The organism is Amycolatopsis sp. CA-126428, from assembly GCF_002904335.1.
GTDB lineage: Bacteria > Actinomycetota > Actinomycetes > Mycobacteriales > Pseudonocardiaceae > Amycolatopsis.
Window position 1 is genome coordinate 16,644 of record NZ_PPHF01000181.1, and the last position, 14,080, is coordinate 30,723.

At 73.8% G+C, this 14,080-nt stretch carries 6 protein-coding genes; all 6 read left to right on the forward strand.

Annotated elements, in window-relative coordinates:
* Genes C2L58_RS46305 through C2L58_RS46330 form a run of 6 tightly spaced genes read left to right on the forward strand, consistent with a single transcriptional unit; the run spans position 1 to position 14,050 of the window.
* Complete coding sequence (locus tag C2L58_RS46305; protein ID WP_103343980.1) at positions 1-1,395, forward strand: methylaspartate mutase; 1,395 nt, start codon at positions 1-3, stop codon at positions 1,393-1,395.
* A 2-nt stretch (positions 1,396-1,397) separates the two neighbouring features.
* Complete coding sequence (locus tag C2L58_RS46310) at positions 1,398-2,102, forward strand: aspartate/glutamate racemase family protein (RefSeq protein WP_103343981.1); 705 nt, start codon at positions 1,398-1,400, stop codon at positions 2,100-2,102.
* Between the two features lie 38 nt (positions 2,103-2,140).
* On the forward strand, positions 2,141-9,328 hold the full coding sequence (locus C2L58_RS46315; RefSeq protein WP_103343982.1) for an amino acid adenylation domain-containing protein: 7,188 nt from the start codon (positions 2,141-2,143) through the stop codon (positions 9,326-9,328).
* Positions 9,325-11,586, forward strand: coding sequence for a lantibiotic dehydratase (locus tag C2L58_RS46320; protein WP_233226316.1), 2,262 nt, complete (start codon positions 9,325-9,327; stop codon positions 11,584-11,586). Before C2L58_RS46315 ends, C2L58_RS46320 begins: the two co-directional genes overlap by 4 nt.
* Positions 11,583-12,845 carry an MFS transporter gene (locus C2L58_RS46325; RefSeq protein ID WP_103343984.1) on the forward strand — a complete coding sequence of 421 codons (1,263 nt, stop codon included), beginning with the start codon at positions 11,583-11,585 and terminating at the stop codon, positions 12,843-12,845. Before C2L58_RS46320 ends, C2L58_RS46325 begins: the two co-directional genes overlap by 4 nt.
* On the forward strand, positions 12,842-14,050 hold the full coding sequence (locus tag C2L58_RS46330; RefSeq protein WP_103343985.1) for an ATP-grasp domain-containing protein: 1,209 nt from the start codon (positions 12,842-12,844) through the stop codon (positions 14,048-14,050). Before C2L58_RS46325 ends, C2L58_RS46330 begins: the two co-directional genes overlap by 4 nt.
* The last annotated feature ends 30 nt before the right edge of the window (positions 14,051-14,080 follow it).

Consider the following 14,080-nt stretch of genomic DNA (forward strand, 5'->3'; position numbering starts at 1 on the left):
GTGTCCGCACCCACCACCGCCGCATTCCCGATGACCGTGAGCCCGGCGACCGCGGCCGCGTTGCCACCGTGGCCGGAGGTCGTGTCGTGGCTGAGCGCGCCGGAGCGCCGCCACGCGGTCGACGTGCTGCGGGCGGCCCGGCGGCCGTTCGTGCAGCCGCGGTGCGGCGTCGGCGACCACGCCCGGATGCTGGCGTCGCTGCGCACCCTGGACCAGGCCGGCCCCGGCCTGTTGTCGGTGACCATCGACTCGCACACGCGGCTGGGCCACTTCGGCACCGCCGCCCGGGTGCTGCGGGAACGCCCCGCCGACCTCAACGGCTACCCGCTGCTGGCCCACGGGTGGGAACGCGGCCGGGAGCTCACCGCCGCGGTCGGGGTGCCCCTGGAGGTCCGGCACGGCTCCCCCGAGGCCCGCGACCTGTTCGCGTGCACCCTGGCGTCCGGGATCACCTCGTTCGAAGGCGGCGGCATCGGCTACAACCTGCCGTACTGCAAGGACGTCCCGCTGCGGGACTCGCTCGAGTCGTGGCGCGAGGTCGACACCGCCTGCGGTGAACTCGCCGCCGCGGGGGTGGTCGTCGACCGGGAGCTCTTCGGCACCTTGACCGGCGTGCTGATGCCCCCGTCGATCAGCCTGGCGTGCGCGTTCGCCGAGGCGCGGCTCGCCGCCGACGCCGGGGTCCGCTGCCTGTCGATCGCCTACCCGCAGAGCGGCGAGGTCTACCAGGACACCGCGGCGCTGCGGGCCATCCCGGCGCTGGCCCGGCGGTACCTGCCCGCGCACGTCGAGGTCCACCCGGTGCTGCACGAGTTCATGGGAGTCTTCCCGCGGTGCCCGGGCTGCGCCCGGTCGCTGATCCTGCTGGGCGCGCTGACCGCCCGGCTCGGCGGTGCGGCGAAGGTGATCAACAAGACCGTCCACGAGGCCAGCGGCATCCCGAGCGCGGAGGTCAACGCCGACGGGATCCGGTGCGCGCAACTGGGTCTGTCGCCGCTGCTGGACTTCGTCGAGCTCGACGAGGGCCTGCTCGCCGAGGAGTGCGGCTGGCTCCGGCGCGAGGTCACGGAACTGCTCGACCCGGTGCTCGACGCGGCGGATCCGTTGCCCCGCATCGTTTCCGCGTTCGCCCGCGGCACGCTCGACGTGCCGTTCAGCGCGAGCGTGCACGCGAAGTCCGTGGTCGTGCCCGGCCGCGATGCCCGCGGCGCGATCCGCTACCGCGACTTCGGCGGGCTGCCCTTCTCCCCCGCCGTGCGCCGGCACAACGACGGCTGCGCGCGCCGCCCGCGGCCGGCCGGCGACCTGCTCACCACGTTGTCCGCGGACATCAACCACTTCGCGGCCGGCCGTTCCTGCGAACGCTGCGCCGCGACCCCGACCGGGAGGAGCTGATCATGCTGGGAGTGCTCGGCGGCATGGGTCCCGCCGCCACCGTCGATTTCCTGGACAAGCTCGTCCGGGCGACCGAGGCCGAGCGGGACCAGGACCACGTGCCGGTGGTCGTCTGGAACGACCCGCGGGTGCCCGACCGCACCGACGCGCTGTGCCACGGCGGGCCCGACCCGACCCCGGCGCTGATCACCGGCGCGAGCGCGCTGCTGGCCATGGGTGCCTCGGTGCTGGTGGCCATCTGCAACACCGCGCACCTGTTCCTGCCGGAGGTCACCGCGGTCACCGGGGCGCGCTTCCTCAGCATGGTCGAAGCGACGGTGGCCGAGGTGACCGGGCTGCTGCCGCCGGGCGTGCCCGTCGGCCTGCTCGCCGGCACCGCGGCGGCGCAGAGCGACCTTTACGCCGCACCGTTCGCCGAGGCCGGGCGGCCGTTGCTCGTCCCGGCGCCACCGGACCAGGAAGAAGTGATGGCCGTGATCCGGGCGGTCAAGGCGGGTGACGTGTCCGAGCGGACCGCCGGCCGGCTGCGCGCCGTCACCACCGAACTCCGCGCGGCCGGGGCGGGCGCGGTCATCGCCGGCTGCACCGAGCTGCCGATCGTCTTCGCCGCCGACCCGCGTCCCGTGGTGCCGGTGATCGACCCGACGGCGGTGCTCGCCGCCGCCGCCGCACAGCTGTTCCGCCCGGTCCGCCTCGCCGTCGCCTGACCGGCCACCCGCACCCCCCTCCACCTGGGAAGGCAGCCATGTCCACACCCACGATGTCCCCCGCGGTGCGCGAGGCGCTGAACCGGCGGCTGCGCGCGGCCCACGACCGCGCCACCGACGAGTCCCCGCCGCCGACCGCCGGCCCCGCCGTCCTCTCCGAGCAGCAGTGGTGGGTGTGGACGGCCGACCAGCTGGCCGCGGGCACCCCGCTCTACAACATCCCGCGTGCCCTGCACGTCAGGGGCGCCCTCGACCCGGCCGCGGTCACCACCGCGCTGCGGGCCGTGCTCGAGCGCCACCACGTGCTGCGGACCGTCTACCGCGACGCCGGCGGCACCCCGGTGCCGGTGGTGCTGGCCGCCGACGCGCAGGTTCCGGTGGTCGACCTGACCGGGGCACCCGAGCCCGCCGGCCAGGCGCTGACCTACGCCCGGCAGGAAGCGGCGAAACCGTTCGACCTCGCGCACGACGTCCCGGTCCGGATGTCGCTCGTGCGATGCGCCGGCGACGACTGGTACCTCGTCGCGGTGCTGCACCACATCGCCGTCGACGCGACGTCGCTCGGCGTGTTCTGGCGGGAGCTCGGCACGGCCTATCGAGCGGCTCTCGCCCACCGCGCACCGGAGTTCGAGCCGCTGCCGGGTCAGTACGCCGGCTACGCGGCCTGGCAACGAGAACTGCTCGAGGGCCCCGGCGCGGACGCCGACCTCGCGTACTGGCGCACCCGGCTGGCGGCACCGACGCCGTTGCAGCTGCCGGCCGACCACCCGCGGCCCGCGGTGCGCTCGGGCGAAGGCACGCGCATGCCGTTCGCGTTTCCGGCGGCGACCGCGCGAGCGGTGCGCGAGTTCTGCACCACGCACCGCGTGACGCCCTACTCCGTGCTGATGACCGCCTTCACCGCCGTGCTCGCGCGGTGGACCGGGCAGGACGACGTGGCGGTGGGCACGCCGATCGCGTTGCGGCCGGAGGTGCGGTTCGAGCCGCTGATCGGGTTGTTCGTCAACACTTCCGTGCTGCGCCCGGCGCTGGCCGACGACCCGCCGTTCGCGACCCTGCTCGACCGCGTCCGCGAGGACACCTTCGCGGCCTACGACCACCAGGGGGTGCCGTTCACCCGGCTCGTGCAGGACCTGCAGCCCGTGCGCGACGCCTCGCGCAACCCGGTGTTCGACGTGCTGTTCACCGTGCAGGGCGAGTCCGGCACGACGCTGACCGCACCCGGGCTCACCGCCACCGAGCTCCCGCTCGCGAGCGCCACGGCCAAGGTCGACCTCGCGCTGACCGTCACCGACGGCGAGACGCTCTCGGGCACCCTCGAATACGACTCGGCGCTGTTCACCGGGGCCACCGCCCACCGGTTCGCCGGCAGCTACCTGGCGTTGCTGCTCGACGCCGTCACCGCACCCGCCACGCGGGTCAGCGAGCTGGCCGTGCTCACCGGCGACGACGCGGCCGCGCTGGCCGCCGGCAACGAAACCGCGGTCCCCTACGCGAGCTCCGCGACCATTCCCGAGCTGTTCGCCGTCGTCGCCCGCCGGCAACCGGCCACCACCGCCGTCCGCTGCGGCACCGAACTGCTGTCCTACGGCGAGCTGGACGTCGCCTCCGACGCGATCGCCGCGGTCCTGCGCCAACGCGGAGCCGGCCCGGACGCACGGGTGGCGCTCTACGTCGGCCGGAGCTGCTCGATGATCGCCGCGATGCTCGGCGTCCTCAAAGCAGGCGCCGCGTACGTGCCCGTGGACCCGCAGTACCCGGCGGCCCGCATCCGGCACATCCTCGGCGACGCGCGCGCCGAACTCGTGCTGACCACCACCGATCTGCTGGACCGGCTCGACTTGCCGGCGGGCGTCACGGCCCTGTGCGTGGACGAACCGCGTGTGATTGATCCGTCCGCGAGCGTGCCCGGTCCGCCGGCCGCTCCGGACCCCGACGACCTGGCGTACGTGATCTACACGTCCGGGTCGACCGGCCGCCCGAAGGGCGTGATGGTGCCGCACCGGGGCGTGCTGAACCTGTCCGCGTCGATGATCCGCGACCTGCGCATGGGGCCGGGCGACACGGTCGCGGCGCTGGCCTCCTACGCCTTCGACATGTCGATCCCGGAGCTGATCACGCCGCTGCTGGCGGGTGCGACGATCGCCGTGGTCCCACGCGACACCGCCATGGACCCCGAGGCCTTGGCCGCGCTGATCGCCGAAGCCGGGGTCTCGGTGATGCAGGCGACGCCGACGACGTGGCGGATGCTGCTGGACACCGGGTTCACGGCTCCGCACCTGCGGGCCGTCGCGGGCGCCGAGGCGGTGCCGCCGGTGCTCGCCGCCGAGCTGGCGGCCAAGGTCGCGCAGCTGTGGAACTACTACGGCCCGACCGAAACCACGGTCTGGTCGGTGCGCACGGCGATCGGCGACGCCGCACCCGACCGGCCGCTGCCGATCGGCACGCCGCTGGACAACACCACCGTGCACGTGCTCGACGCGCGGATGCGGCCGGTGCCGCCCGGCGTCGTCGGCGAGATCTTCCTCGGCGGCGACGGCGTCACCCGCGGCTACCACGGCCGGCCCGGCCTGACCGCGCAGCGGTTCGTCCCCGACCCCGCCGGCTCGGCCGGGCGGCTCTACCGGACCTCGGACCTGGCGCGGTGGCGCGCCGACGGCACGCTCGAGTACCTGGGACGCGCGGACTCCCAGGTGAAGGTGCGGGGGCACCGGATCGAACTGTCCGAGGTGGAAACCATTCTCGCCACGCACTCCGGCGTTGCCCGCGCGGCGGCGACGGTGTTCGGCGGCGACGGCGACCGCAGGCTCGCCGGGTACGTCGTCTGGCACGGCACCGGCGACCTCGACGCGGTCCGCGAACACCTGCGTCGCCACCTGCCCGAGTACATGGTGCCCTCGGCCCTGGTCGAGCTGGAGACGTTGCCCCTCAACGCGAACGGCAAGGTGGACCGCGCCGCGCTGCCCGAGCCGAGCGCTCCCACGGCCGGCGCGGGCTCGGTCGCGCCGCGCACTCCCCTGGAGCACGCGGTGGCCGGTGTCGTCGCCGACGTGCTGGGGCTGCCCTCGATCGGCGTGCACGATGACTTCTTCGCCGTCGGCGGCCATTCCTTGCACGCGATCCGCGTCGTGACACGGCTGCGCGCGCAATACGGGGTCACGTTGCCGGTCCAGCGGCTGTTCACCGGCCCGACCGTGGCCGGGCTGTGCGCCGTCCTGGCCGAAGCCGGGACAGGCCCGGGCGCCGGATCGTCCGGGCTCACCCGCCGTCCGGCCGGCACCGTGGCCCCGCTTTCCCCGACGCAGCGGCAGATGTGGTTCCTCGACCGGCTCGGGGAACGCGCGGGCGAGCTGAACGTGCACACCGTGCTGCGCCTGACCGGCGAGCTCGATCTGAGCGCGTTGCAGGCGGCGCTGACCACGGTGGCCGACCGGCACGAGGTGCTGCGCGCCCGGTTCGAGACCCACGACGGCGAGCCGGTGCAGGTGCCACGGGCCGGCTCGCCCCGGGTCGAGGTGACGGATCTGACCGCGGTCGCCGAAACCGACCTGCCGGTCAAGGCCGACGCCGCCGTGGCCCAGGAGATCGCCACCCCGATCGACCTGACCGAGCCGCCGCTGCTGCGGATGCGCGTGGTGCGGTTGCGCCCGGACGAGCAGCTGCTCGTGGTCGTCGTGCACCACGCGGCGATGGACGGCTGGTCGTGGACCGTGCTGCGCGAGGAACTGTCCACCGCCTACGCCGCGCACCTGGCCGGCCGGAGGCCGCAGCTGCCGGAGCTGCCGCTGGGCTACGGCGACGTCGCTTACTGGCAGCACCACCGTGACGCCGGCGCCACGGCGGACGACTTGGCATTCTGGCGGACGCAGCTCGCGGACGCGCCCAGCGGCGAGCTCGCCACCGACCACCCGCGGCCGCCGGTCCGTTCGGGCCGCGGCGCCGAGGTCCGCTGGTCGTTCCCGGCGGAGCTGACCGCCGCGATCCGCGAATACGGCCGAGAGCACGGCACCACGGCGTTCCAGACGCTGCTGGGCGCCTTCCAGTACCTGCTCGCCGAATACACCCACGCCGGGGAGACCATCGTCGGCACGCCCGTCGCCGGCCGGGCCGATCCCGCCGTCGAACGGCTCATCGGCTGCTTCATCAACTTCCTGGCCCTGCGGGCCGACGTCACCGGCGACCCGACGTTCGCCGAGCTGACCGGGCGCGCCCGGGACGGCCTGCTGGCCGCGCTCGACCACCAGGGCGTGCCGTTCGGGGACCTGGTCGCGCAGCTGCGCCCGGAGCGCGACGCCTCACGCAACCCGTTCTTCCAGGTCTTGTTCACCATGGACGACGACTCGGTCGGGCACCTGGAGTTCGCGGGCACGACCGCCGAGCAGCTGCAGCCGGCCGCGACGACCGCGAAGTTCGACCTGGTCGCGTCGCTGCTGGACCGGGGAACGCAGATCCACGGCTCGTTCGTCTACGCCACGGACCTGTTCGAGCACCGCACGGTCGAGCGGTTCGCGGCCGCCTTCCGGACGCTGGTCGAGCAGGCCGTCGCCGCGCCGGAGGTGCCGCTCTCGCGGCTCACCTTGACCACACCGGACGAGCTCCCCGCCGCGACGCCGGACGCCGCGGTGGCGCCGGTGCACGAGCAGGTCGCGGCGCAGGCCGCCGCCACCCCGGACGCGATCGCCGTGCGGTCCGGCGACGAGCGGCTCAGCTACGCGGAGCTCGACGCCCGCGCCAACCGGCTGGCCCATTGGCTGATCGGCCGGGGCGTGCGGGCCGACGAGCCGGTCGGCATCGCCCAGCACCGCGGCCCCGCGCTGGTCGTCTCGCTGCTGGGCGTGCTGAAGGCGGGCGGCGGTTACGTCGCCGTCGACCCGGCGCACCCGGCCGCGCACAACGCGGAAGTGTTGCGCCACTGCGGTTCCCGGCTCGTCCTGGCCGGCGCCGACCTGGCCGGGCCACTCGCGCGGCACACGAGGCCGGAAAGCTCCGTGGTGGACATCGGCGCCGTCGACTTCGCGGCGCACCCCGACACCGACCCGGGCGTCCCGGCCGACCTTGACCGGCTCGCCGCGATCTTCTACACCTCCGGTTCCACCGGCACGCCGAAGGGCATCGCGACCACGCACCGCGGGCCGGCGAACTACCTCCGGTACCTGCGGGCGGTCACCGCCCTGTCCGGGCGGGACGTCGTGCCGCAGATCGCCGGCACCCGGTTCGACGCGTCCGTGCGCGAGATCTTCGGCACGCTCGGCCAGGGCGCGCAGCTGGTCATGCTCACCGACGAGCAGGCCAAGGACCCGTACGCGATCACCCGGATCGTCACCGAACACCGGGTGACCGCGCTGATGAGCCTCGTGCCGTCCATGGTGTCCGCGCTGGCGATCGGCGCGGGTGAACCGGGCTACGACGGGACGAGCCTGCGGCTGGCGATGGTCGGCGGCGAGGTGCTCGGGGCCCAGCACGTGCGCGACGCCGCCCGCATCGGACCGCGGATGCGGCTGGTCAACCACTACGGGCCGACCGAGTGCACGATGACCTCGACCCACCACGCCCTCGAGGGCCGCGACGGGATCGACAGCGCGGCCCCGATCGGCCGGCCGATCCCCGGCGCCCGCGGGTACGTGCTCGGCCGCGACGGCAGGCCCGTGCCGCCCGGCGCGGTCGGCGAGCTGTACCTGGCCACCCCCGGGCTCGCCCGCGGGTACGCCGGCGCCGCCGGGGCGACCGCCGCGCGGTTCGTCCCCGATCCGTGGGGGCCGGCCGGCGGGCGGATGTACCGGACCGGCGACCTCGTGCGCTGGGCCCCGGACGGCCGGCTGCGCTTCCACGGCCGGGTGGACCAGCAGCTCAAGCTGCGGGGCATCCGGATCGAGCCGGGCGAGATCGAAGCCGCGATCACCGCGCTGCCCGGGGTCCGGGCCGCGGCGGTGGTGCCCAGAGGGGAGGCGCTGCGGCGGGAGCTGGTCGCATTCCTGGTGCTCGACACCGACGTCACCGACGTCGCGGCCATCGCCGCCAGGATGACCGCGCAGCTGCCGAGCCACCTCGTGCCGTCCCGCTTCGCCACCCTGGCGGAGCTGCCGCTCACCCCGACCGGCAAGGTCGACCGGCGGGCGCTGCTCGCCACCCCGGTCGACGATCTCGCCGCGCTCGGCGGGGAGATCGTGGCGCCCCGCGACGCGGTGGAGCTGCGCATGGCCGGCGTCTGGGAGCGGTTGCTCGAACGCGGGCCGATCGGCGTGCACGACGACTTCTTCGCCGTCGGCGGGCACTCGCTCAAAGCGGTGCAGCTGGTCGACGCCATCAAGCAGGAGTTCGACGTGGTGCTGCCGCTGAACACGGTGTTCACCAGGCCCACGGTCGAAGGGCTCTGCACGGCGCTCGACGACGTCCCGGCCGGGCTGGTGGTCCCGCTGGCCCGCCGGGGCGGGACGGGCACCCCGTTGTTCCTGATCCACCCGCAGGGCGGCGACGTCTGCTGCTACGCGGCGATGGCTCGAGACCTCGCCGAAGACCGCGACGTCTACGGCATCGAGGCGGTCGGGCTGAACACCGACGAGCCGCCGCTGGACCGGCTGGAGGACATGGTCGAGCGGTACCTCGCCGAGCTGCGACGGGTGCAGCCCCACGGGCCCTACGCCCTGGCCGGCTGGTCCTACGGCGGCAACGTCGCTTACGCCATGGCGCTGCGGCTGGAGGCCGAGGGCGAGGAGATCGAGTTCCTCGGCCCGATCGACGCCCGCGTGTTCGGCCGCGACGGCGTCGAGCAGTGGTACCGCGACAAGTCCGACGCGGAACGGTTCCGCATCGGCGCCGAACTCGGCGCGGACGGCGTCGCCGACCTCGACGAGCAGGACTTCCTCGACGTGCTGTTGCGCGACGCGCACGCCAAGGGCCGGCTCGCGCCGCGCGCCGACTCGGCCACGGTGCGCCGCATGATGCGGGTGTTCACCGCCAACGGCTACGCGGCGGAAAAGTACGCCAACACCGCCCGGGTGCGCGCCGACGTGCACCTGTTCCGGGCCCGGGACAAGCACCCGGCACTGCCCAACCCGAAAGTCGACCCGCAGGGCTGGCAGGAACGCACCGACGGGCGGCTGCACGTCGTCGAACTCGCCGGCAACCACCACGACGTGGTCTACCCGCCGCGGGCCGCGGAGACCGCCCGTCACCTCAAGGCCGCGCTGAACGCGGCCGCCGAATCTCGAGAAGGGAACCGGGTATGAGCGCATGGAGCATGTCCTCGTGGGCCATGTTGCGTCGAGCGGGCTTCCCGTTCGACCTCCTCGCCCCGCAGCGCGACGACGAGTTCGCCGAGGAACTGCGCGCGGCGGCCGCGGGCGGTGACTGGGCCGCGCTGCCGGACCGGTTCGACGACGTGCTGCGCGCGTCGGTCGGCGAGCTGGTCCGGGCCGGCCGCGACGAACGCGCCCTCGAGGCCGTCTACCTGTCCAGTCCGGAGGCCTACCAGCGGTTGCGGGACTGGGTGCACGAAGAGGTGCCCGCGACGCTCAACCACCGGGTGAAGCGGCGGGTGCAGCTGCTGACCATGTACCTGCAGCGGCTGTGCACGAAGAACGAGACCTCGAGCTTCTTCGGGCCGCTCGCCTGGGTCCGCACCGGCACCCCGGACGAGCCGTTCGCCTTCGCCGGGCCGGGCGAGCTGCGCAACCGGGTGTTCTGGAGCAACTGGTCGGTGCAGCAACTGGCCCGGCTGGTGTCCGCGGACCCCCAGGTGTGGCCCGCGCTGAAGCCGAGACCGGCCACGCAGACGTTCCTCACCGACGGCGGCGCGCGGCAGGTCGACTTCGCCGGGCACCCGCCGGTGGTCGAGCCGGTGGCCGAACTGACCGGACCGGCGCTGCGCGAGCTCTTCGCGCTGTGCGACGGGAAACGGACCATCGCCGACGTCGCCGCCGCGTCGGGCACCGACCCGGAGCGGCTGGCCGCGCAGCTGACCGAACTGGTGGACTGCGCCGCGCTCGAAGTGGACATCACGATCCCGTCCGGGGCGCCCGAACCGTTCGCGTTCCTGCGGGAGCGCGTCGCCGCGCTGCCCGCCGCGCCACGCGAGCGGTGGCTCACCGAGCTGGACCGGCTGGACGCGCTCCGGCAGCGGGTGCAGGACGCCCGCGGCCTGCCGGCGCGCATCGCCGCGGTGGAAGCGCTGAACGAGGGCTACGCCGGGACCGGGGCCGGCGCCACCGCGCGTGACGGCGGCCAGATCGCCTCCGACCGCACGCTCTGGTACGAGGACTGCCGGCAGGACTGGGGTGCCGCGACCTTGGCCGGTCCCGCCGCCGCCAGCCTGCGGGAGGAGTTCCCGCAGCTGCTGGAGCTGCTCTTCCAGCTGCCGCTCGCCCGGTTGCGGGCCCGGCGCGCGGAGTGCCACCGGTGGTTCACCGAGACGTTCGGGACCGGGTCGGTGGTCACCGTCGACCAGGCCCTGGCCGCGGCCGCCGACACGGACCTCTCGACCCGGTTGCAGGTGCTCGACGACAAGCAGCGCGCCGAGTACCCGGCGCCGCTTTCGGCCGTCCTGCACGCCAACCGGCACCGGTCCGAAGTGGTCCTGCCCCTGTCGTGGGTGCACGAGCACCTCGGCGACGCGCCGTTCGACGCCTGGGCACTGTGCAGCGCGGACCTGCACCTCTCGGCGGCCGGCGACGATGCCGTGCGGGCGGGCGAGTTTACCTGGGTGCTGGGCGAGGTGCACGCCCTGCACGAGGTCCTCGCGAGCACGTTCGCCCTGCTGCACCCCGACCCCGGCTCGCTCGCCGAGGACTGCGCGGCGCACCGCGAGGCGTTGAGCGACACGGTCATCTGCGAACCGCTCAAGGCCCACCGCGGCAAGATGTCCGTGCGGGTGCCCTTCGGCAGCCCGCAGATCGAGTTCTCCGCGCGGTCGGCCCAGCCCGAGCGGCTCCGGCTCACCCCGGACGAGCTGACGATCCGGGACCGGGGCGATCGCCTCGCGCTGCACGGCGACCGGCACGGCGAGGTGGAACTGGTGGTGGCGCCGCAGCAGTGGCTCGCCGACGAAACCGGGTCGCTGTTCGGGTGCTTCACCGGGGTGCGCGCCTACCGGATGACCGACTTCCTCGGCGGCCCCGCGGCCGATCACCTGCCGCGGTTGCGGGTCGGGCGCTTCGTGCTCGCCCGGGAAACGTGGTGGATCGAGCCGGAGCCGGCCAAGCGCAAGATCTTCCAGTTCGACAACCAGCGCCTGGCCTGGCGGATCAAGCACGACCACGGCCTGCCCGACCAGGTGTTCGTGAGCTTCGAAGAGGAGCCCAAGCCGATCTTCGTCGACTTCCGCAACCCGCTGCTGGTGGAGATCTTCGTCAAGGGCGTGCAGTCCAGCACGCAGCCGTTCCGGGTCACCGAAATGCTGCCCGGAGCCGGCGCCATGTGGCTGGACCACGGTCTGGGCGCCCACACGAACGAGTTCCGCATCGGCTTCTACCGGAAGGCGGACGAATGAGCCGGATGAACCGCAACCTGCTGACCCTTTCCACCGCGCAGACCTTCTCGGCCGTCGGCTCGCAGGTCACGATCGTCGCGCTGCCGCTCTCGGCGGTGCTGATGCTGAACGCGACCCCGGCCGAGATGGGCCTGCTCGCCGCGCTCGCCGTGCTGCCCTACCCGGTGCTCGCCCTGTGGGTCGGCGCGTGGGTGGACCGGTTGCGGCGCCGGCGGATCCTGATCATCGCCGACTGGTGCCGCGCCCTGCTGCTCGGATCGGTGCCGGTGGCCGCACTGTTCGGCGTGCTGGGCATGACGCAGCTCTACCTGGTGGCCGGCCTGGCCGGGTGCGCGAGCGTGTGGTTCGACGTGGCCTACACCTCCTACATCCCGCAGGTGATCCCGAAGGACCGGATCGTCGGCGCGAACTCGGCGGTGACGGTGGCGCGCTCCGGCGCCCAGGTCGCGGGTCCCGGCCTCGGCGGCGTCACCGTGCAGGCGTTCACCGCGCCGATCGCGATCGCGATCGACGCCGTGTCGTTCGTGGTCTCGGCGTTGCTGCTGTCCCGCATCAAGGACGACCCGCCCTGCGAGCCCGGGCCGAAGCGGCGGATCCTCGCCGACGTCGTCGAGGGCACGCGGTACCTGCTGCGCACGCCGGTGCTCGCCATGCCGGCCTTCGCGATGAGCCTGGTCAACTTGTTCAACTTCGTGCTGCTGGCGGTCTTCGCGCTCTACGTCGTGGAAGTCCTGCACATCGGCGCGGCCCTCTACGGCACCATCCTGCTGCTGGGCGGGCTCGGCGCGGTGGTCGGCGGCGTGTTCGCCGGCACCGTGGCCAAGCGGCTCGGCACCGGCCGCGCGGTCATCGTGGGCACGGCGTTGTTCGGCTTGGCCCCGGTTCTGGTCGCCTCGGCGGGCGGCGACGTGCTCGCCGTGGTGCTGATGCTCGTGGCCGCGCAGTTCCTCACCACCCTCGGCCTCTCGGTGCTGGACGTGAACCTGGTGAGCCTGCGCCAGACCACCACGCCGGTGCGCATCCAGGGCCGGGTCGGCGCCACGATCCGGATGGTCAACTGGTCGATGAAGCCGCTGGGCGCGGTGCTCGGCGGCGTGCTCGGCGAGCAGATCGGGCTGCGGCCCACGATCTGGGTCGCGGTCGCCGGCGGTGCCGCCGGCGCCCTCTGGATGCTCCTGTCCCCCATCCGTCGCGTCCGCACCGATCGCGACGTCACCACCGAACCCACCCCCGACCCTGTTCCGGAGGCCGTGTCATGAGCGTGCTCGTCATCAACAGCCACCCCTACGGCGAACTGTTCTTCCAGGGTGCGTGCCGGGTGCCGGTGGCGCCGGCCGAGCGGCAGCTCGTGTCCACGGAGTACAACGGCGCGCTCGACGGCCACGACCCGGCCGACTTCCCGCACGTGGCCGCCTGCACCGACATCTACGACGAGGAGCACGTGCGCAAGGCGGTCTACGAACTGGCCGCCACCACCCGGCCGGACCGGATCGTGACCATCAGCGAGCAGCTGATGGTGGTGGCCGCCGAGCTGCGCGAGGAGTTCGGCCTGCCGGGTCAGGACGTGGGCTCGGCGCTGCGGTTCCGGGACAAGGTCGTGATGAAACGCGCGCTGCGCGACGCCGGCTGCCCGGGCGTGCCCCGGTTCGTCGAGGCGGACCAGGACCTCACCGAGCTGCCGTGGCCGGCGGAGCGGTACGTGGTGAAGTCCCGGATGGGCATGGGCTCCACCACCGTGCGGATCGTGTCCACGGTGGACGAGGTGAACGAGGCCCGCCGGGAGCTGCTCGCGAAGGACCCCAGCGGGGTCGAAGTCGAGGAGTTCGTCGCCGGCGTGATGTACCACTGCGACGGCGTCGTCGAGAACGGCGAGGCGGTGTTCGGGTCGGTTTCGCGCTACCTCACCCAGCCCGGCGACTTCCGCTCCTCCGGCGTCCAGGGCAGCGTCACCCTGCAGGACTGCGAGCTCAGCAGGCGCATCGGCGAGTACCACGCCGAGGTCGTGCGGCACCTGGGCCTCGGCGAAGGCGTCACGCACCTGGAGGTGTTCCACACCGCCGACGACCGGATCGTCTTCTGCGAGATCGCGGCCCGGCCGGGTGGCGGGGGCATCGCCTACATCGTCCGGCAGGCGCACGGCGTCGACCTGATCTCGGCGGCGCTGCGCGCGCAGTCGGGTGCCGAGCCGCTGACACCGGCGCCGTCGGACGGCCTGGGCCGGGTCTGGGGGCTGGTCGGGTTCTACTCGCGGCCGGACGCGGTCGCGGTGCCCTTCGACGCCGGGTCGCTGCCGCCGGAGCTGGGCGTGCACCTGTGCTTCGGCAGCAGGCGCGCGGGCCGGGTGGACAACTCCACCGACTTCGTGCACAAGTTCTTCCTGTCCGCGGCCGACGACGCGGAGTTCGAGCAGCGGTACGCCGCTCTGCGCGAGCTCGTCGCGGAACGGGGCTGGGAAGCGGTGTGAAACGACGGTGCCGCCCGCCGGGAGTCCCGG

What these genes read in the sequence shown, in the direction of transcription:
- C2L58_RS46310 (WP_103343981.1), top strand. Translation starts at nt 1,398, where the DNA reads ATGCTGGGAGTGCTCGGCGGCATGGGTCCCGCCGCCACCGTCGATTTC.
- C2L58_RS46315 (WP_103343982.1), top strand. Translation starts at nt 2,141, where the DNA reads ATGTCCACACCCACGATGTCCCCCGCGGTGCGCGAGGCGCTGAACCGG.
- C2L58_RS46320 (WP_233226316.1), top strand. Translation starts at nt 9,325, where the DNA reads ATGAGCGCATGGAGCATGTCCTCGTGGGCCATGTTGCGTCGAGCGGGC.
- C2L58_RS46325 (WP_103343984.1), top strand. Translation starts at nt 11,583, where the DNA reads ATGAGCCGGATGAACCGCAACCTGCTGACCCTTTCCACCGCGCAGACC.
- C2L58_RS46330 (WP_103343985.1), top strand. Translation starts at nt 12,842, where the DNA reads ATGAGCGTGCTCGTCATCAACAGCCACCCCTACGGCGAACTGTTCTTC.